We start from the raw sequence: 19,323 nt of genomic DNA on the forward strand, positions 1-19,323 counted from the left end.
ACAGGGTCGACTGTAGCGCGGGTTCTTCAGGGGCGGTCGGTCGAAGCCGCGGCGGCTGCTGCCGGTACGGACGGCAGTCCCGGAGCGGTGTTCCGAACGACGCGCGACCCGTGCGGGAAGCCGATGCGCAGAACGGCCGCCGCGACGGCTGCGGCGACGACTACGACCGCCGCGAGGACGAGGGCCTGGTGGTAGCCGTGGTGGAGGAGAGGAGCGACGGTCAAAGGCCCGAGGATCTGACCGGCGGAGTACCCGGTGGTCAGCAGGGCGACGGAACGGGGAAACTGCAGGTGGGCGCCTGCGGCCAGAGCGATGGTGCTGACACCGAGGAAGGTCGCGCCGAACAGGAACGCGGACACCAGAGCGGCTGCCACTCCCTCGACGAGGGCGGGCAGGACGATGCCAGCAGCCTGGACGACGAGCGCGGCGAGCAGCAGGTCTGGGCGGGACCAGCGGCGTCCCATCCGGGCCCACAGCGCCGAGGACGGCACGGCCGCGAGGCCGACCAGCACCCAGGCACCGCTGCCGACCCAGCCCGGTGAGCTCTGTCCGATCGCCGCGACCAGGAAGGTACCGGCGACGATGTAGCCGATTCCTTCCAAGGTGTAGCTGGTGAACAGGGCGCCGAACCAGCGGTGGGTGCGCTGCGCGGACGGGCTGACCGGTGCCGCCCCGGATTCTCCGGGGGCCGAGACACGGATTTCCGGACGGAGGTTCCACGAAGCCGCGGCGAGGAGTGCCGTGAGGCCGGCCGAGGCCCACCAGGCGGCCTCCCAGTCGGCGACGATTCGCAGGATGAGAACCAGCAGCCCGGACAGGGCGATACCGGCACCCACTCCTCCGAAGGCCCACCCGGGCAGATGGGCGGGCCGGTCCCGGAGGTGGCTGAGGAGGGAGCTGACCGCGATGACGAAGATCAGAGCGCTGGCTCCCCCGGCCAGCAGCCTCAGCATCATCCACACGGCCGTGCTGTGTGTGGCGGACATCCCGGCCAGAGTGCCGGTCAGGACGACCAGGGAAGCGCGCAGAACCGTGGGTGAGCGAACCAGCCCAGGGACCAGGATTCCAGCGAGCGCACCGACGAGGTAGCCGACGTAGTTGGCGGTGGCAAGGTTCGCGCCCGCACCGGCGGACAGCCCTGCACCACTGTGCATCAGGGGGAGGATCGGGGTGTAGACGAACCGACCGACGCCCATGCCGGCCGCCAGCGCGGCGGCGGCGCGGGCAACATGGGCCCACGGTGACTGGGGTGCGGTGCCCGTTTCGGGCATTCCTGTTTCGGACATTCCTGTTTCGGGGGTTGGTGTTTCGCGGGTTGCTGTTCCGAGCGTCTCTGATTCAGGGGCTGCCGTTTCGAGCGTTCCCGTGTCGGGGGTTTCAGTTTCAGAGGTTCCTGATCCGGGGGTTCCCGCACCGGCGGGAGTGGGGCGCCGTATCTGCGCGCTCATGACAACGTCCTCGTAAGGTGATCCCCGAATTCGGGGCAGGGCCTACCCCCACCGGCGCAGCCGTGTCCCTGCAGCGGCGAGTACGGGAAGTGGCGAGTACGGGAAGTACGGACAGCGGGGTGGATCGTCAGGACGCTGCGTCGGCCCTGCCCGGGTCGTTCGGGTGGGACTCGAGCGCGGTGACGTTGAGGGTCATCCACGGGCGCAGCGGCAGCGTGCCGAGCACCTTCTCGTGCAACTCGTCCTCGTCGGCAGCACGCCAGATACCGAGGCTGCGTAGTTCGCCGACCGGCCGCCACAGCCGCGCCAGGTTGCCGGTGGCGGCAAGTTCCTTGGCGCGGACGGCTTCGGCGGCGCGCCGCCGGTCGACCTCGTCCTGGCTGGTGCCCTCGGGAATGTCGGTGGTGATCTCGACCAGGAACTCTCGCATGATCTTTCTCCCAGGGACCGGGCGCTCGCCGGGGAGCGGGAACGCCGTGCGTGGTGAAGCGGGTCTGTGTTGTCGATCGATGGCCGATCAAGCGGTGCGGTACCAGCCGTCGTCCGCAGCTACGGCGACAACGGTGCCGACGCCCTGAGACTTGGGTGTCCGGTCACAGCAGCGCCGTCGGCGAACAGGAGCGCGATGGGCGAAGTGTTCGACGTCGCAACCGTCCGGCCCGGGCGGCGGGTGGGGCGCGGCCGGAGCGAGGTTGCCGGTCGACCGCATCGCGATCGCCGGCCGAGCGTCGGCCGGGGTCATTGCGGTGACGCGCTGTCGCGTTTCCATGAGTCCATCGTGGGCCCGACACCAGGGCAACCGCCACGACAGGGGTCCTCCCTGGTGGTAGGCCGAGCCTTCCACGGACGTAGCATGGCGAACGTGGAGCTGCGCCAGCTGCGGTACTTCGTCGCGGTCGCCGAGGAACTGAACTTCGGCCGGGCCGCCGAGCGACTATTGATCGCCGGCCCCTCACTTTCGCAACAGATCAAGGCGCTCGAACGCGACCTCGGTGTACGACTGTTCGACCGGGACCGTCGCTCCGTGGCCCTCACCCCGGCCGGCGCCTCTCTGCTCCCGCACACCCGGGATCTGCTGGAGCGAGCCGACGACCTCCAGCGCCGCGCGGGCCGGCTGGCCGGATCGGAGACGGTGCGTCTCGGCTATGTCAACTGGCTGCCCACGGACCTGACCACCCGCACCGCCGCGGTGGCCCAACTGCACGTCGACGCGTGGGTCGCCCCCTCGCACACCCAGGCCGCCCGGGTCGCCGACGGCAGCCTCGACCTGGCGGTGTGCTGGGCAGGGACCACGGAGCTGGAACGACAGGGGCTGGAGGCCCGGCTCCTCGGCGCCGACCGGCTCTACGCCGTCGCCACCGGCGACGACAGCAGCGACGTACGGACCCAGGACGCCGTCGTTCTGCTCGACGACGACACCACGTCGTGGGCGTCCTGGAACGCCTTCGCGGAACAGTTGTCCCACAGCACCGGTGTCCGCGCGGTCCGCATCCGCGACGGCGGCGTCACCGGTCCCGCGTTCTTCGACCACGTCCGCCGCAGCCGCCGCCCGGTCGTCAACTCTCCCAAGGGCCAGACCACACCGCTGCCACCCGACCTGGTCCAGCGTCCACTGATCGCGCCGAAGGTCTACTGGACCTGGTCGCTGGTCTGGCGCAGTGGGGAAGAACGTGCCGCGGTCCGGGCGGTCGTCGACGCCCTGACCAACGGCGTCGGCGACCTCGGCATCCACGCGCCCGACGCCTGGCTGCCCGACGACGACCCGCACAGGCAGTAGCCTGCGCCCGGCCGCGGCCTGGGCGGGGAGCACGCGAGCCCGTCGATCTCCTTGCGGGCCTGACGTATCGCCACATCGGCCGCGGCCAGCGGACGGTTCTCCTTGGGGAGCATCGACGCACTGGACGTCACGTTGACCACCACCTGCATGTCCACTTGGTATTTGTCACCAAGGTGCGACGCAAGGCGTTCCCGGACGAGACCGAGGCCTGCCCGCTCTGCGGTACGCCGGAAGACGGTCCTTGATGTCCCTGAGCGCCTTCGCACGGCACTTGCCGCAGTCGCGGATGAGCTGCTGCTGCGGAACCGAACTCCCCGCGCCAAACCACGGCGTTGTCCGCCGGGCCTCGGTCAACATCCGGTCGAGTGCCGCAGGACCGCACCTCTCACCGTCCCGGTGGGCCTTCTTCGCGCGGGCAACGCACTCGTTCCAGATCCACCGGCACCGGTCCCACTCCGCCAGGAGCCGACCCCCGCGCAGTGGACGACACACGCAGACGGTAGGTGTACCGGACGTACCCGGCATGCCCGCCCGTCTGCGCTCGTGTCGTCATGATTTCCAACCCACCCCGGAGGTACGACAGTTGAGAGTTACTGATCTACATGCAAATGCTCACCGCCATAGGACTGGACACCGAATCGCCCTGACGGCAATCCGCTGTCCCCGCCCTGCTCCAGGAATCCGATTGCACCCCGGCTTCAAGGCCAGGGCATCGACAGAGAAATCAGGTGACCGGCTCAGAAAGGTGTCACGGTGAGGCGGATCGCCGTGGGCGCGGTGTCCTGGATGTAGGAGGCGAAGTCGGCGACGTCGTCGAAGGCGAAGCCGTAGGCCTTGCCGTCCTCGGTCGCCGCGTGGATCGCCTTGGAGTAGTGATTGGTGAGCTCGGTCTTGTAGAAGTCGCCCGCGCTGGTGGTCGGTTGGGCCGGGTTGCTGAGCAATGTGGAGCGGTTGAAGCCGGCGCCGAGCACGGCGGCGACCGGGCCGGTCGTGCCGTCGTTGGGCGCGGCGAGGTTGCCGTCGCAGAAGAGGACGTCGCGGCTGGAGGGCTTGCCGAAGGAGACCGAGGCGGGGCCGTCGAAGGTGAACCTGTCGGCGCGCACCCGGCCGGTGAAGGTGCCGGCGTTGGTGGTGACGGTGAGGTCCTTTCCGGTGTAGGTGCTCCAGACCTCGTCGATGTACGGGGCGAAGTAGTCCTTGGCGAACAGGCCGGCGTCCAGGCCGTGCCCGGGGGCGATGACACGCACGTCGTCCACCACCAGCGGCGCGAAGTCCTCGATCTGCCGTACGGCGGCGAAGGCGGCAGCGCGTCCGCCGGTGCGCACGGTGCCCGTGGTCTGCTCCTTCTCGCCGTTCAGCCGGATGCTCATCGGCACGCTGAACATGTCGACCATCGTCGTGTTGCAGAACATGCCGGACGGGTTGTGAGTGAACTCGGCACAGTCGTGCAGCACGGCGTAGTTGGGGTCCGAGGTGACCCAGCCGGCCGGATACTGCAGGGCCGCGTTGCCATTGCCGTCCGCCACGGCCTTGAACTTCAGTTTCTCTCCCAGGGCCACGTAGATACGGCCCGACATGTAGGGCAGGGAGAGCTGTGTCTCCCCCCTGTCGGACAGCGCGAGGGCGTAGTCGGTGAAGCCGTCCGCGCCGTTGTCCGAGAGGGATATGGGCGCCAGGATGCCGTCCTGGGTGACGCGGACCTGCTTCCCGTCCTGGTTGCCGACGATGTAGACGTGCACCGACGCGTTGTCGAACGAGCCGCTGTTGTTGACGATCGTCAGGGGCAGCGAGCCGGCGGCCGCCCTGGTCGAGCCGTCGGTCGTTCCGGCAAGGGCGTACGGCGCGACGGCGGCGAGGGCTGGAGCGGCGACGGCCGCACCGCCCAGAGCGATGAACAGCTTGCGGCGACTGAGGTTGCGCTGGTGACGAGATGTCATGTGCGTTGTGCTCCTGAGTACTTGTGCCTCTACGAGGCGGTGGGGGGATGGGGAGAAGAGCGCGGTCGATGACGACCGGCTCCTAAGGCAACGTTGTCAGGGCCGTTCGCGCAGTGGTCGATCCTCACAGTCTTGAGAGCGCTCTCTTGCGAGCCGCGGGCGCCGCCGATGGGCCCCGATGCTACGCACGAACAACTCCGCGGCCAACCGCCGCGCGAGATGGTCAAGTCCCCCTGACCTGGGATTATTTGAGGTAACCAACACGACGGAAGATTGCTTAAGGCATGCTTAACCCGCCATTAAGGCTGTTCGCCCAGCGTCAGGGACAGGCGCTGTGCCGTGCTTGACATGGCCGTGAATTCACGGCAGTCGACCACGGCCCGCATGGCCTGCGTCGCCGCCCTGATGACGTCAAGTCGTGGCGGCTGGTGCGTATCGAGGACGAGGCGGGCCTCCATCCAGGTCGTGGCCGCGCTGACGTCGGTCCGTTCGGTGCGCCGCCCGGTGAGCCAGCGAGTCGTGTCGCTGACGTCGGTACTGCGCAGGACGGGGACACCGGCCACGTCTGCGCTCAGACTGCCGTCCCTGTGCAGTGTCCAGCGGGCTCCGCGGAGACGGTCGCCCAGGTCCTGGGCCTGAACCTTGGATCCGGACAGCGCTTCGACGGATGTGACGTTCAGGGTACGGAAGGTGCGCGGTCCGTCCGCCGGGTGCGGCGCCGACCCACCCGGCGCCGCCGGGCCTTCCCGGGTGAAGGAAGGGAGCCCGGGAGGACGCGGCGGATCAGCCGGGGCCGAACGGCTGGGGCACGCCGTCGACGTGCCGTCGGCCGAGCCGCCGCCCTGGCTGGGTACCCCCGTGGACGCGGTGGCGCGCCCGTCAGGACCGTCGGCGAAGACGTCCCCGGCCGGGCGGGACGTCAGGGGCAGAAGTCCGACGAGCAGGACAACCGCAGGGAACAGTGCGGCTGTCGCGTACACCCTCGGCGAGATGGAGAACGCGGGCCGGCCTCCGGCCCAGGATCGGACGCTGGTCGCCAGGGGCCACACAAGGACGGCGGCGAGCGTCGCCCACCATGCTGGGTCCGTCGTGAGCGTGTCGTGGGCCAGCGCGAGGACTTCCCTGGTGGCGCGATCCTGCGACGCGCCCAGCAGCACGTACGCGGGCATCGCGCCCAGCATGGCAAGCAGCGGCTGAGCGAGCAGAGCGGCCGGCCACAGCAGCGTCAGCAGGAGCTGCGCCCGGCCGCTTTCCCCCCGCGAGGCGAACCAGATCCGTGCCCTTACGGGCGGATGGTAGAGCCGGGCGAGCCCTCCGTGATCCCCCTGTTCCAGGCGACGCAGCGCGCGTACGAGCGTGCCGGGCCCCACGGCCTCGGCGGCGTACCGGTCCGCCCCCAGTTCCGCCGACCAGAGCGCGGCCACCACGAGGAGCAGCACCTTCGGCACGCTGAACAGGACCAGGACAACCTCGGCGAGCGTCAGGCGGGCGGTCGCATCGCCGGTGACGAACAACATGGTGACGGGGAGTGCGACCATGCCCCCGAGCACGTACGGCCAGACGCGGACGAGGGTGGTGAAGGGGCTGCCGAGCCCGGCGACATGCTGTTCGCCGCGGCGCAGATGCCCGAGCTCGTGGAGGAGGACCGCGTGGGCCGCCTCCACGTCCGTCTCCCACAGGTGGACGAGCGGAGCGAAGACGCCGACCCGGGTGCCGCGCCAACTGCTCGGGTACACGCGGGCGGAGAGGCCGGATTGGGTGCTCAGCCGCAGTTGGGTGCCCGGTGCGTGCTCATTCAGAAAGGCCGTCATCCGGTCGTGGAAGTGCGGTTCAGGGACTTCGCCGGGCGCCGGCGTGGGCCTTGCCGCCGGGGCCATCAGCGGATGGTCGGGCATCAGTCCGTAGCGCCGCTCCACGAAGTGGCAGCGCAACCGCGGTGCGAAGATCGCGATGACCGCTGCCAGGAGGAAGAAGAGGGGCAGGAACTGCGTCAGGCTGAGCATCGCTGTGACGAAGCGGCCCCGGTGCGCCCCGTCGAACTGGCCCAGCCCCGTGCCCACCCCGAAGGTCTGACCGATCAGTGAGGGGACCTGTGTCATGAACAGGAGCAACATCAGCCACAACCACGGAGGCGGACTGCACGAACGGGCGCGCCGGGAGGGCGGGGACCCGATCATGATGTCGTGCGGCGGTGTCCGCCGTGTCGACGCGAGGGGTGGAAGCGTCCAGTAGGCAATTGGCTCATCCGTGGTTCGTTCCGTCCGGACCGGACGACGGTCGGGGGCCCCTCGTGCGCGGCCGTCCGAAGCGAGAACGCAGGCCCGACGCGGCGGAAGTGAGCCGGTGCAGTCCGGTACGCCGGGGGTGGGCCCCGGGCACGGCCGGCTGCGGCGGCTCCTCGGCCACGAGGGCGTCGAGAAATGCCACCACCTCGGCCGGGTCATGGTGGGCGAGCAACTGGGCGCTCACCCGGGCGGCCAACTCATCGGCCTCGGACGGCTCGATCCCCCGGGCTCTGAGCCGTCCGCTCATCTGCAGGGCGGCTCGCATGACCTGCATCGTGGGCGCTGCCGATGCCCGGGTGTCGTCCGTGGTGGAATCCGGGCCAGGACTGTGCACCTGACCGGCCCGGCCCGCAGCATCCCCGCTCGCATTCCGATCCGCGCCGCCGTCCCCGTCCGTGTGTCGCGGCAAGGCCGGGTCGCCTCCCTCCCCAGCGTGTCGTGGCAACACCGGGTCACTTCCGTCCACGGTGTGTCGTGACGATTCGGACCGCTGCGCCCGCAGTCCGAGCAACAGCCCAGTGACGGACAGCGCGTTGCTCAACTCCGGGCTCCCCAAGGCCGACTTGATGGCCTCAGCTGCGTAGGCCAGCCCGTCCAGCACCGCGGGCAGGACGGAGACCGTCCCGCCGCCCATCCCGCCGGGTGCCTGTCCGCGCGAAGCGAAGAGATTCCAGCGCGTGCTGCCACCCGCGGCGTAGGCCCGAGTGGTCTGAGCGGCCAGCGCGGTCTCACCGGGCGCGGCCCACGCGGCGATCCGTACGCTCCACAGGTCGAGTCGCTCGGTCGTCGTCATCCGGCCTCCCCGCGTCCGGTCTCCTTGTGTCCCGTCTCCTTGATTCCGGTCCCCCACGCCCGGCGCCTCACGAGGCGGTCCCTTCAAACTCGAAGCGGAACTGGATCAGGCTGTCGGTGCTGCTGCCCTCCGCCGTCAAAGATGCTGTGGAGCCGTCGAGTTGCCCTGCGAAGGTCGTACCGGAGGCGAGTGCGTGCGGATAACCTCCGGGCAACTGGCCGAGGTCGGACCGACAGGCCACGACCGGGCTGGGCCAGTTGAGCAGATTGAGAGCCACGGCCTCGTGGGTGTGCGGGTCGGTCAGCCGGGCGTCCAGTTCGCCGTCGGACCAGCTCACATCCCAGTACGTCAACAGCAGTTGCGGATCCCTGGGGTTGCCCGCCAGGTCCTGGCCAGAGGTCGTGCCGACCGCCGAGGACCAGAACGACACCGCACCGGCCTGGGACGGATCGCCCGCCGCGAACAGCAGGGAGAACGGGTTGTCCTCGGTCTCGTCACCGCCGGTCCGCGGCCGGCTCAGGTTGAGCGTGCTCGCCAGGGAGTAGGTCTGGCTGTCGGCCAGGCGACGAGAGCCGTCGGCGTTGCAGTAGTCGTAGATGTCGACGGAGATGTCGGCCGTACCGCTGTACGCCTTGCCCCACAGCGCCGAGGCGTCCGACGCCTCGTCGGTCGCCGGTTCGTCCTGCGCAGACTGCGTGACCGGGTCGTCGGCCTCGGTCGTCGGTGCGTCACTGACCGAGGGCGTCGGTTCGGGTGGTGAGGGGGACGCCGTCGGACTGGAGGCGAAGGTGCTGGGTGGCTCCGACGACGCTGCGGCATGTGGTGAGCCTCCCTCCCCGCACCCGGTCAGCGTGGCGCATATGAGCCCCAGGCAGACCGCTGCGACCAGGCGAACCCGAGCGATTCCGGGCAGCCGTCGTACACCTGTCATGACGGACATGACATCCCCTCCCCCACGCCTGGTGGCTCCCCCACGGGCTCCCAGGACAGCGGACGTTACGCTTCGCGGTCGGTCAATTACGCCACACAAATCGTTCGTTACCGTTTCGTTCCCACGGGCGGCGAAGGAGCTCCCGACGGGGCTGATGCACCATGGGCGGGCCGGGCACGCGATGGCCGGTTTCCAGCGACCTGGGGGTGTGTGGCGATGAGCGGAGACCGAGGCCGTGTCCTGGTCGTCGACGACGACGCGGCGATACGGCGCTCGCTGGAACGCGGGCTGCGGCTCGACGGGTTCACCGTGGATCTCGCCGACGGCGGCCGCCCGGCGCTGGCCGCGGTCAGAGGGACGCCGCCGGACGCGATCGTGCTGGACATCTCCATGCCGGACCTCAGCGGCATCGAGGTGTGCCGGACGCTGCGCGGCGAAGACAACGACATACCTGTCCTGATGCTCTCCGCCCTCGACGAGACCACCGACCGGATCGCGGGACTGCAGGCCGGCGGCGACGACTATCTGGTCAAGCCCTTCGCCCTGCAGGAGTTGGTGCTGCGCCTGCAGGCCCTGCTCCGGCGCCGACCGCCGCGGGACATCGACTCCGTGCGAGTCTGCGGACTGCTGCTGGATCCCGCGACCCGCCGGGTGAGCCTCGACGGGAACCCCGTGGAACTGACGCGGCGCGAGTTCGAGCTTCTGCACGTGCTCGCGCGCAACGCCGGCCTCGTGCTCAGCCGCGACCAACTCCTCGACCGGGTCTGGGGGTACGACTTCGAGGTGCGCACCGACGCGGTGGACACCTTCGTGAGCTATCTGCGGCGCAAGCTGGAGGCATCGGGCCGCTCCCGGATCATCCACACGGTACGAGGAGTGGGCTTCGTGCTGCGGGACGACGATGCGGGGGCCGGGCGATGAGGCTCTCCACACGGATCGCTCTGGCCGTCGGGGCCACCGTACCCGTACTGGTCCTGGCCACCGGCTGGCTGCTGTTGCGACTGGTCGCGGCGGATCTGCACGACGAGCAGGACACTCACCTGCACGAGCGCGCCACGGCCGTGGCCAAGGATGCGCGCGGGCTGCTGCGCGCGAGCGCTGCCGACCGGTCGGCAGCGGTGGAGCAGGCCCGCGAGCGGCGGCTGTTCACCTCGGCCCTGGACGTAGGCGTACGCCTGATCGGTCCCGAGGAGACCTTCACCGGTGGCCCGCAACCCGATGAAGGCGTGGCGCTGCCCCAGAGCGCGCCGGTCCCGGTGACACTGCGGGCCGACGGCCGGAGCTGGCGGGTCCTGTCGACGCGGGTGACCGGCGCGCGGCCCGGCGTACGCGGCACGCTCTGGCTGTTCGCGCCGGACACGGCCGGCGAGACCCAACTGCGCCTGGTCCGCAGACGCGTCGTGACCGTGGCGCTGCTCGCCGCGCCGCTGTCCGGACTGCTCGCCGGGGCCGTCGCGACGCGCGCGAGCCGTCCGCTGCGCCGCCTGCGGGACCGTGCGAGCGGCTTGGACCCGCGCACCAACACGGCCCGGCTGGAGCACGCGCCCACGCGGATCGCCGAGGTCGACGACCTGGCGCACACCCTGCAGACCGTCCTGACCCGCTACGACGAACAGGCCGCCAGAACCGCCGAGGCACTCGCCACGGCCCGCTCCTTCGCCTCGGCGGCCTCGCACGAGCTGCGCACTCCGTTGATGAGTATGCAGACCAATCTGGAGATACTCACCGAGCATCCGGAGCTTCCCGGGCCCGACCGCGACGAAGTGCTCGGCGACCTGCGCCGCGAGCACGGCCGACTGCTGGGGCTGCTGGTCATGCTGCGCGAACTCGGCCGTGGCGATCTGGTCGAGGTGGACGCCTTCGGCCCGGTGGATCTGGCGGATGTCGTCGAGGCGAGCGCCGAGGAACAGCGGCGACGCCATCCGCTCGCCCGGATCTCCAGTGAATCCACGGTGGGGCTGCGCGTCCACGGCTGGGAGCCCGGGCTGCGCGTGGTCGTGGACAATCTCCTCGTCAACGCGCTGGTGCACGGCTGCGTGGACGGCCGGCCCGCGCAGGTCGAGATCACGCTGAGCGCGAACGGCGGTTCCGCCGTCATCGTCGTCGACGACCGGGGACCGGGCATCCGGCCCGAGCGCCGCGCCGAGGTCTTCGAGCGCTTCAGGCGCCGACCGGACAGCCCGGGTTCCGGCCTCGGGCTCACCCTCGTCGCCCAGCAGATCGACCTGCACCGGGGCGGGATCCGCATACTGAACCCGCCGGCAGGCCCGGGCACTCGCATCGAGGTCACCCTGCCGCTCATCAGCGGCTCGGCCGACGCGGAGGCCACACTTCCCCTGCAGCGCAACTGGATGATCACGACCGCCGACCGGCCACAAGAATTCCACAAAGAAGACTCCTAGCTTTCCGGGCGTGAGGGCAACCGCCCCTGAAAGCAGAGGAGTTCGTCATGCCAAGGACCAGGACAACCGTCGTCTCGCTGGTCGCCGTCGGCACGCTGCTCGGTGCCGCGGGCGCCGCGACGGCCAGCGACCCACAGCCCACGCCGTCGGGCGCCCCCACGGGGGACGGTGCGTCCGCGCTCTGTAAGCGCGCACCGAAGATCGACCACCGAATCGACCGGATCCTCGCCCGGCTGCACGCGGACGCGTCACAGCGTGGCTCCATCGCCCGCCTGGAACAGCGCGTGGCCAACGCCAAGTCGGCGGGACACACGGAGATCGAGACCTATCTGAACGACCGGCTCACCTTCCGGCGTTCCCTCGTCCCCACCCTGGAAGCGCGCCAGAAGGATCTGGCGGACGTGGAGAAGTGGTGCGGGGCGCATGACAACGGAGCCGGCAAATGATGCGGGCGCGCCACGCGGGACTGGCCACCGGCGCCGCCCTGCTGCTGCTTTTGACAGCATGCGGCAGCCACGATGCGAACACGCAGAGCCCGGCGCCTGCCTCCTCCACGGATCTCACGCATCTGCAGAAGCTGGTCGAGGGCGCCGAGTCGGCCGCGAGCTCCGCCGAATCCGATATGGCACGGGAGTGACGCACGGGGTGGTGACTCGCCCGCCGTCGCCCACGAGCGAGTGGCTCCCGGGTGCGCTCACGAGTCGCCGCCCAGTAGCGGGGGCCGCCAGGATGCACTCACGACTCGTCGTCGCCGAACGGCTGGTCGCTCCAGCGGAACCATGCGCGGTTCCCCGCGATGTGCAGCAGAAACTCGGGGACGGAACCGTCCGGGGAGAACAGCGAGACATGCTGCCGGATCTCGTCGTACGCCGCCCCCGCGTCCCGGGCGTCGTCCGACTCCGGCCCCCGAGCGTTTCTGCCACCTCGTCCACGGCGTGCCCGAGGCGCTCGTCCCGCTCGCCGTCCGCACCGCACGCGATCGCGGCGCGACGGTCTCCGGACCGGTGACGGGCGAACTCCTCAACCCTTGAGCGCGGTTGACGCCTGCGTTGAGCGAGGGGGTGGCGTAGAACGCCGTGACCGACCCTGGCGGTCGGCACCCACAGGCCGGACACTGGTGGCGCCATGGGCCTACGGGGGAGGCGGCATGACGGAACCGACAGTCCAGTCGGGGCGGCGCACGGAGCTGGACGCGATCCGCACCCTGGTCGTGATCGGACTCGTCTTCTTCCATTCGGCGTTGGTCTTCGCCACGGACAACGACTTCTACGTCAAGAACCGCGACACCACCGACACGATCCTGGTCATCGGCGGTTTCGGCGTGGTCTGGGCGATGCCGATGCTGTTCTTCGTCGCGGGCCTCGGCTCCTGGTACTCGCTGCGCCGCCGCGGCTCGCGCGGCTTCGCCCGGGAGAGGCTGCTACGGCTCGGCGTACCGCTGCTCTTCGCGACGGCGGTGCTGCTGCCGGTCCCGCAGTGGCTGCGCGAGCGGGCCTCGCACCCGGGCCCCGACGAGTCGTATCTCCACTTTCTGCCGCGCTTCTTCGACGTACATCTGGATCTGTCCGAGTTCCCGTTCGTCGTCCAGGGCGAATACTTCGAGACAGGGCATCTGTGGTTCGTGGTGCTGCTGCTCACGTTCTCGCTGTTGCTCGCGCTGGCGACGCGGTGGATTCCCGCCGTGTACGCCCGGCGGATCCGCGACGGTGTGGCCCGTGCATGCGAGCGGCGGGGCATGGTGCTGCTGGCGGCAGTTCCGGTTGCCGTGATGTGCGCGCTGCTCGGCCTCGAGGAGAACTACGCGGCCTGGCATCGGTGGACGTATCTGATGTTCTTCGGGTACGGATTCGTGCTGGCCGGCGACGACCGCCTGCGGACGGTGATGCGTCGTGACGCGGTGCTGGCGGCCGTGCTGGGACCGCTCCTCTTCGCCGCCAGTGCGCCCGGTCTCATGGCCGAAGGCGACCCTTTCATGGACTGGACCGGTTCCGCGATGCTCGCGCGGACGCTGTACGGTGCGGCGGGCTGGTGCTGGATCGTGGGCATGGTCGGGCTGCTCGACCGGCGACGGCGGCCTGTGCCGGCACCCGACGAGGGGCACGAGGATGGGGCCGATGTCGGCCGACGTCGGCGGTTCTTCGGCTATCTGGCCGTCGGGGCGCTGCCGTTGTACGTGTTGCACCAGCCGATCGTCGTTGCGGTGGCGTACGGCGCGGTCGGTATGGACGCCTCGATCCCGGTCAAATACGCGCTGATCGTGGCGGCTTCGCTCTGTCTGACCCTGGCCGCCTACGACCTGCTCGTGCGGCGCACGCCAGTGACTCGTTTTCTGTTCGGGATGCGCCCGGGCGGGCCCCGGCCCACTCCCGACAGTCACGACTGATGGCATGTCTCGGTCAAATCTGCCACGCTTTTGCGCAGCCTGCCGCCTCCGGCGCACCCCAGCCGTCCGGGCGGCTGTCGAGCAGGCCGGAATCCCGGCCGCCGTAAAGGAGTTTCGCGTGAGACCAACCCCCCGCAAGGCCCTCGCCGCGAGCGTACTCGTCCTCGCCGCGTCGGCCGCTGTCTCTCTCCCCGTCGCCCCTGCCGCAGCCGCGCCGCATGCGGCACCTCGGGCTGCTGCCTGCACTCCGACTCAGGTGGTCACCAACGGTGGCTTCGAAAGCGGCACTTCGCCGTGGACCCAGTCGTCGTCCACCCTGATCACCAACCGCGCCGGGCAGACCGCCCACGGCGGCACCACCTTCGCCTGGCTGAACGGTGTCGGCAGCACGCACACCGACACGCTCTCCCAGAGCGTCACCATCCCGTCCGGATGCAGTAGCGCAACCCTCACCTTCTGGCTGCACATCGACACCGCCGAGACGACCTCGTCCACCGCGTACGACAAGCTGACGGCGAAGATCGGCAGCACGACGCTGGCGACGTACTCGAACCTGAACAAGAACAGCGGCTATGCACAGAAGTCGTTCGACGTCTCGTCGTTCGCGGGCCAGACCGTCAACGTCGCCTTCACCGGCACCGAGGACTCCAGCCTTCAGACGAGCTTCGTCCTCGACGACGTCGCCCTCAACACCTCCGGCGACACGACCCCGCCGGCGGACTCCACGCGCACCCCGGCCGCGCCCTCGTACACCGTCAATCTGAGCAGCAACACCAGCGGCACGGTCTGGACCGGTCACGAGAGCGCGGTCTTCACCAACGCGTCCTCGACCGCGCTCAGCGAGGTGTACCTGAGGCTGTGGGACAACTATCACGGCACCTGCTCCGCCATGCCGATCACGGTCAGCAACGTCACGGGCGGCACCGCGGGCGCCCTGTCGGTCGGCTGCACGGCCCTGAAGATCGACCTGTCGACACCCCTGGCACAGGGGCAGACCGCCACGATCGGTTTCGACCTCGTCATCGCCGTCCCCAGCGGGGCCGACCGCTTCGGCCACGACGGGGCCTTCAGCTTCATCGGCAACGCGCTGCCCGTCCTCGCGGTCAAGGACGGATCCGGCTGGCACCTCGACCCGTACACCAACAACGGTGAGTCGTTCTACTCCCTGGCCGCCGACTTCAAGGTGACCCTCGACCACCCGAGCACCCTGCTGGTGCCGGCCACCGGCGCCTCGGTCGACACACCCGGCTCCAGCGGACGCACGGTCACCACGGCCACCGCCTCGAAGGTCCGTGACTTCGCCTGGGCGGCGGGCCCGTTCACCAAGATCTCCGGCACCTCGACGGCCGGCACCCCGGTGAACGTCTACTCCGTCTCCGGCATCAGCTCGTCCGACGCGCAGTCGATGCTCACCACCGCCAAGACCGCCGTGGACGCCCACGCGGCACGCTTCGGCGCCTACCCGTACGGCGAGTTGGACGCCGTGATCGACAACAACTTCTGGTTCGGCGGCATGGAGTATCCGGGGTTCGTCCTCGACCTGGTCAGCACGACGGCGCTCACCCATGAGATCGGACACCAGTGGTGGTACGGGATCGTCGGCGACGACGAGTACAACAGCCCGTGGCTCGATGAGGCGTTCACCGACTACGCCACCGATCTGGCGCTCAACAAGACCGGCACCAACTGCTGGAACAGCGTCTCGTGGTCCTCGTCGGCGGAGAAGATCACCAACTCGATGGCCTACTGGGACGCCCACTCCTCCCGTTACTCCACCGTCGTCTACGGATACGGCAAATGCGCGCTGCACGATCTGCGCCGCGTCCTCGGCGACAGCGTCATGGCCAAGCTCCTGAAGGACTACGCCACTTCGCACTGGTACGGCGTCTCGACCACGGCCGAGTTCAAGGCCGCCGCCCAGGCCGCCACGACCACGGACCTGACCTCGTTCTGGACGCAGCACCGCATCGACGGCTGACAAAGCACCGGTTCGCCGCGGGTGGCGCTCTTCGGCGTCACCCGCGGCGAACCTGTACAGGGACTCCTGGGACCTCCCACACCGCGAGAACGTGCGGTCCGCAGACCCGCCTCCCGATCGGCGGCACCTCGGCCCAGGCTCAGCAGCCGTGGCGGCTGAGCCGCGGGCCCAGCAATGGCTTGCATTGGCATGGACCTGCCCTTGATCCGCGACTATCGTCGTCGACGCACAGCCTTGAGAGCGCTCTCTCTGTCCTTCCGCTCCACTCCCCCATGACCGGAACGACGAAAGGCAACTCCCTTGAGATGCACAACAGTTCTGCGGGTCGCCTTGTCCGCGGCCTTGGCCGTGAGCACCGCGGCCGCCGCCCTCACGACCCAGGCGTCCGCAGCCGACGCCCCCACCACCGCTTCCTCCTCCGCGACGGGCGCTCCCGGATCACCGGCCCTGATCACCGCCATGGAGCGGGATCTCGGCCTGTCGAGCAGCCAGGCCACCGCTCGGCTCAAGGCCGAGGCGACGGCGCGCGCCGTCGAGCGAGCCGCCCGGCGCGCCGCGGGCGGCTCGTACGGCGGCTCGTGGTTCGAGGCCAAGGGCGGCCGGCTCACCGTCGCGATCGCCGACAGCGCGCGAAGGAAGGCCGTTGAGGCCACGGGCGCCCGGGCCGTTCTTGTCGAGCACACCGAACGGCAGCTCGACGCCGCCATGGCAAGGATCGACACCCTTGACGCCCCACCGAGCGTCGGCGGCTGGCATGTCGATCCACGGCGCAACTCGGTCGTCGTCAGCGTGGTCGTCGCACGGCGGGATGACAACGATGTCCGGACGTTCCTGACGCGCGCTCGCCAGGCCGGACCGGTGATCGTCCGAGAGACGGAGCAGGCGCCACACACGCTGGCCGCCGGAACGGTGGGCGGAGACCCCTACTACACGGGCAACGTCCGCTGCTCCATCGGCTTCTCCGTGTACGGCGGCTTCGTCACCGCCGGACACTGCGGACAGCCCGGCGCCGGCGTGAGCGGCTGGGACCACAGCTACATCGGCAACTTCCAAGGTTCGTCCTTCCCCGACAACGACTACGCCTGGGTCAACGTCGGCAGCGGCTGGTGGACCGTGCCCGTCGTCCTGGGCTGGGGAACCGTCTCCGACCAACTCGTCCGGGGATCGGCGGAAGCCCCCGTCGGTGCGTCCATCTGCCGTTCGGGCTCCACCTCCCACTGGCACTGTGGCACCGTGCTGGCCAAGAACGAGACCGTCAACTACAGCCAGGGCGCCGTGCACCAGATGACGAAGACGAGTGTCTGCGCCGAACCCGGGGACTCCGGCGGCTCCTTCATCAGCGGTGACCAGGCCCAGGGCGTCACCTCGGGCGGCTGGGGCAACTGCAGCGGCGGCGGCGAAACCTGGTACCAGCCGATCAACGAGATCCTGAACCGCTACGGGCTCACCCTCCACACCGCCTGACCGGACCTGCCGCCGGTGCAGCAGACCGTTCCGGCACCATCCACGTGTCACAACGGTGCCCGGCGGCAGCGAGCCGCGGGACGGGGCTGCGCCGGCCGCGGGGGCGGGGGCGGGGGCTGCCGGCAGCGCTACGCCGCGTGGGCCACAGAGCGCAGCCGTGTCAGTGCGGACGGCTTCCACGTGCATGCGGCCTGCCCCCGCACGGATGTTGATGCGCTGGACGACTGTGATCGTCGCGATGAAGGTGCCGTTCGCAGGTGGATCGGAATGCGCGGCAGGCCCGAACGGAGGAGCGTGGTGATGTAAGGAGGAGCGCCATGGCCGGCAGGGTCGCTTCCGGGAGGCGGAACGGCGAGGACCGGGGGTGGCTGTATGGTTCGCCGCCTCCGCGCTTGGTGCGCGTGCTGCCGCCCGCACTGCTGGTGGGGGTCTGTGCGGCCGAGCTCATCAGTCACGAGCCGCTGGACATCGGGTTTCTGCTGGGCGCCATTCCGTCGCTGGCCGTGCTCTCGTACGGGCCGGTGGCCACGGGCGTATTCGGTTGCATCGTCGTCGTGCTGTTGAACCTCCCGATCCTGCGGCTCAACCACCCGGGCAATACCGACCTGTGGACCATCAGCTTCATCGCCGTGCTGAGCGTCCTCGCGTCGCTGGTCCGCAGCCGGCGGGACGAACACCTGGTGACGGTGCGCAGCGTCGCGGAAGCCGCCCAGCTCGCCGTTCTGCCGCCGCTTCCCGAGCGCGTCGGCCCCGTGCGCTGCGCCGGTCTGTACCGGGCGGCGCAGCGCGAGACGCTGGTCGGCGGCGACTTCTTCGATGTGCGCGACGGGCCCTACGGCGTTCGGGCCCTGATGGGCGATGTACGGGGGCACGGGCTGGCGGCCGTGGGCACGGTCGCCTCGCTGCTCGGGGCCTTCCGGGAGGCAGTGCTCGACCAGCGCGACCTGGAGGCGGCCGCGGCCCGCCTCGATCGCAGACTGGTCGTGGACTCTGCGGAAACCGAGCATGCCGAGCTGTTCGCGACCGCCGTGCTCCTGGAGTTCCCACCCGGCGCCGACACGGTGCGGCTGGTGTCCTGCGGGCATCCACGGCCGCTGCTGCTGCGCGGAGCGGAGGCCGTCGAACTCGATCTCGAGGCCGGGGTGCCGCTGGGTCTCGGGCTCCTCGACGTCTCCGCCCCGCAAGGGCGCACCGTCCGCCTCGAGCCCGGTGACCGGCTGTTCCTGGCATCCGACGGAGTAACGGAGGGCCGGGACGACACCGGCGCCTTCTACCCATTGGCCGATCGTCTGACGAAGTTCGCGGAGGACTCGCCGACCGCGCTGATCGACGGTGTGTGGGAGGACCTCGTCCAGTTCTGCGCATCGGTTCGCGACGATGTGACCATGCTGGTTCTCACGCCGCTGCAAGAGCCTTGAGATTGTACCTACTAGTATGTACGATCCCGGTCAGAGAGGCGTGGCCCCGGCGACGAGGAGAACCGCTGTCATGCCCTTCGTTCGCGTTGACGCGTTGGGGACCGACGGCGACCGGCTCGACGCGCTCGGGCGGGCCGTGCACGACGCCCTGGTGGAGACGATCGGTTTCCCGCCCGACGACCGGTTCCAGATCCTGGTGGGACACGACGGCGCAGGCAGCACGCTGCGCTACGACGACTACCTCGGTGTGCACCGCGACGACGGCATCGTGTTCGTCGCGATCACCATGCGCTCCGGGCGCACACCCGAGCAGAAGCGGGCCCTGTACCGACAGATCGCCGAGCGCGCCCACGAGTACGCGGGGGCCGAGCCGCGGAACGTGTTCATCACCGTGACCGTGAACGAGTCGATCGACTGGTCGTTCGGCCACGGGATGGCGCAGTACTCCGTTTCACCCGATGCCGTCGACCCACCATCGACGCTCGCCGGCGACTAGGGTCCGGCACC

17 protein-coding genes and 1 pseudogene are annotated in these 19,323 nt (G+C 69.8%); 11 read left to right on the forward strand and 7 right to left on the reverse strand.

The annotated features are described in order from the left end of the window. Window positions 1–26 precede the first annotated feature (26 nt). Window positions 27–1,196, reverse strand: coding sequence for a YbfB/YjiJ family MFS transporter (locus tag ACIBK0_RS37175; RefSeq protein WP_399089992.1), 1,170 nt, complete (start codon window positions 1,194–1,196; stop codon window positions 27–29). A gap of 379 nt (window positions 1,197–1,575) precedes the next feature. Further along, a complete protein-coding gene (locus tag ACIBK0_RS37180) occupies window positions 1,576–1,878 on the reverse strand; it encodes a muconolactone Delta-isomerase family protein (RefSeq protein ID WP_399089782.1) in 303 nt (100 codons plus the stop codon). A gap of 423 nt (window positions 1,879–2,301) precedes the next feature. Between ACIBK0_RS37180 and ACIBK0_RS37185 the strand changes: the two genes are divergently transcribed. Next, window positions 2,302–3,225 (forward strand): LysR family transcriptional regulator, encoded by a 924-nt coding sequence (locus ACIBK0_RS37185; RefSeq protein ID WP_399089785.1) that lies wholly within the window; start codon window positions 2,302–2,304, stop codon window positions 3,223–3,225. Between the two features lie 201 nt (window positions 3,226–3,426). On the opposite strand, the pseudogene ACIBK0_RS37190 reads toward ACIBK0_RS37185, so the two are convergent. The 3 genes and pseudogenes from ACIBK0_RS37190 to ACIBK0_RS37200 form a co-directional block, all read right to left on the reverse strand. Then, window positions 3,427–3,778: pseudogene (locus tag ACIBK0_RS37190) on the reverse strand (RNA-guided endonuclease TnpB family protein); the annotation flags it as partial. Window positions 3,779–3,962: 184 nt separating this feature from the next. After that, on the reverse strand, window positions 3,963–5,162 hold the full coding sequence (locus ACIBK0_RS37195) for a beta-1,3-glucanase family protein (RefSeq protein ID WP_399089788.1): 1,200 nt from the start codon (window positions 5,160–5,162) through the stop codon (window positions 3,963–3,965). A gap of 299 nt (window positions 5,163–5,461) precedes the next feature. After that, entirely contained in the window at window positions 5,462–7,261 is a 1,800-nt protein-coding gene (locus tag ACIBK0_RS37200; RefSeq protein ID WP_399089791.1) for a M48 family metalloprotease, read from the reverse strand. Between ACIBK0_RS37200 and ACIBK0_RS37205 the strand changes: the two genes are divergently transcribed. Beyond that, complete coding sequence (locus tag ACIBK0_RS37205; RefSeq protein ID WP_399089794.1) at window positions 7,260–7,394, forward strand: hypothetical protein; 135 nt, start codon at window positions 7,260–7,262, stop codon at window positions 7,392–7,394. The two genes, ACIBK0_RS37200 and ACIBK0_RS37205, sit on opposite strands and share 2 nt — an antisense overlap. 9 nt (window positions 7,395–7,403) lie before the next feature. Here the strand turns inward: ACIBK0_RS37205 and ACIBK0_RS37210 are convergent, their stop codons facing one another. Together ACIBK0_RS37210 and ACIBK0_RS37215 are read right to left on the reverse strand one after the other, a co-directional pair. Next, the gene (locus ACIBK0_RS37210) at window positions 7,404–8,240 is read right to left on the reverse strand and encodes a hypothetical protein (protein WP_399089797.1); all 837 of its coding nucleotides are present in this window, start codon (window positions 8,238–8,240) and stop codon (window positions 7,404–7,406) included. Between the two features lie 67 nt (window positions 8,241–8,307). Continuing rightward, window positions 8,308–9,180: a hypothetical protein gene (locus ACIBK0_RS37215; protein ID WP_399089800.1), complete on the reverse strand. Its 873-nt coding sequence runs from the start codon at window positions 9,178–9,180 to the stop codon at window positions 8,308–8,310. A gap of 207 nt (window positions 9,181–9,387) precedes the next feature. Between ACIBK0_RS37215 and ACIBK0_RS37220 the strand changes: the two genes are divergently transcribed. From ACIBK0_RS37220 to ACIBK0_RS37260, 9 genes are all read left to right on the forward strand, one after another. Further along, the gene (locus ACIBK0_RS37220; protein ID WP_399089803.1) at window positions 9,388–10,092 is read left to right on the forward strand and encodes a response regulator transcription factor; all 705 of its coding nucleotides are present in this window, start codon (window positions 9,388–9,390) and stop codon (window positions 10,090–10,092) included. Continuing rightward, on the forward strand, window positions 10,089–11,573 hold the full coding sequence (locus ACIBK0_RS37225) for a sensor histidine kinase (RefSeq protein ID WP_399089806.1): 1,485 nt from the start codon (window positions 10,089–10,091) through the stop codon (window positions 11,571–11,573). Before ACIBK0_RS37220 ends, ACIBK0_RS37225 begins: the two co-directional genes overlap by 4 nt. Before the next feature lie 47 nt (window positions 11,574–11,620). Continuing rightward, window positions 11,621–12,019 carry a hypothetical protein gene (locus ACIBK0_RS37230; RefSeq protein ID WP_399089809.1) on the forward strand — a complete coding sequence of 133 codons (399 nt, stop codon included), beginning with the start codon at window positions 11,621–11,623 and terminating at the stop codon, window positions 12,017–12,019. Further along, entirely contained in the window at window positions 12,016–12,210 is a 195-nt protein-coding gene (locus ACIBK0_RS37235; protein WP_399089812.1) for a hypothetical protein, read from the forward strand. The genes ACIBK0_RS37230 and ACIBK0_RS37235 overlap by 4 nt, the downstream gene beginning before the upstream one ends. Before the next feature lie 510 nt (window positions 12,211–12,720). Then, window positions 12,721–13,956, forward strand: coding sequence for an acyltransferase family protein (locus ACIBK0_RS37240; protein ID WP_399089815.1), 1,236 nt, complete (start codon window positions 12,721–12,723; stop codon window positions 13,954–13,956). A gap of 118 nt (window positions 13,957–14,074) precedes the next feature. After that, window positions 14,075–15,934 carry a M1 family aminopeptidase gene (locus tag ACIBK0_RS37245; RefSeq protein WP_399089818.1) on the forward strand — a complete coding sequence of 620 codons (1,860 nt, stop codon included), beginning with the start codon at window positions 14,075–14,077 and terminating at the stop codon, window positions 15,932–15,934. Window positions 15,935–16,234: 300 nt separating this feature from the next. Further along, window positions 16,235–17,398 carry a S1 family peptidase gene (locus ACIBK0_RS37250; protein ID WP_399089821.1) on the forward strand — a complete coding sequence of 388 codons (1,164 nt, stop codon included), beginning with the start codon at window positions 16,235–16,237 and terminating at the stop codon, window positions 17,396–17,398. Window positions 17,399–17,715: 317 nt separating this feature from the next. Next, entirely contained in the window at window positions 17,716–18,816 is a 1,101-nt protein-coding gene (locus ACIBK0_RS37255) for a PP2C family protein-serine/threonine phosphatase (RefSeq protein WP_399089824.1), read from the forward strand. A gap of 70 nt (window positions 18,817–18,886) precedes the next feature. After that, complete coding sequence (locus tag ACIBK0_RS37260) at window positions 18,887–19,312, forward strand: tautomerase family protein (RefSeq protein ID WP_399089827.1); 426 nt, start codon at window positions 18,887–18,889, stop codon at window positions 19,310–19,312. Window positions 19,313–19,323 lie beyond the last annotated feature (11 nt).

It is taken from the genome of Streptomyces sp. NPDC050564 (genome assembly GCF_044457265.1).
Taxonomy (GTDB): domain Bacteria; phylum Actinomycetota; class Actinomycetes; order Streptomycetales; family Streptomycetaceae; genus Streptomyces.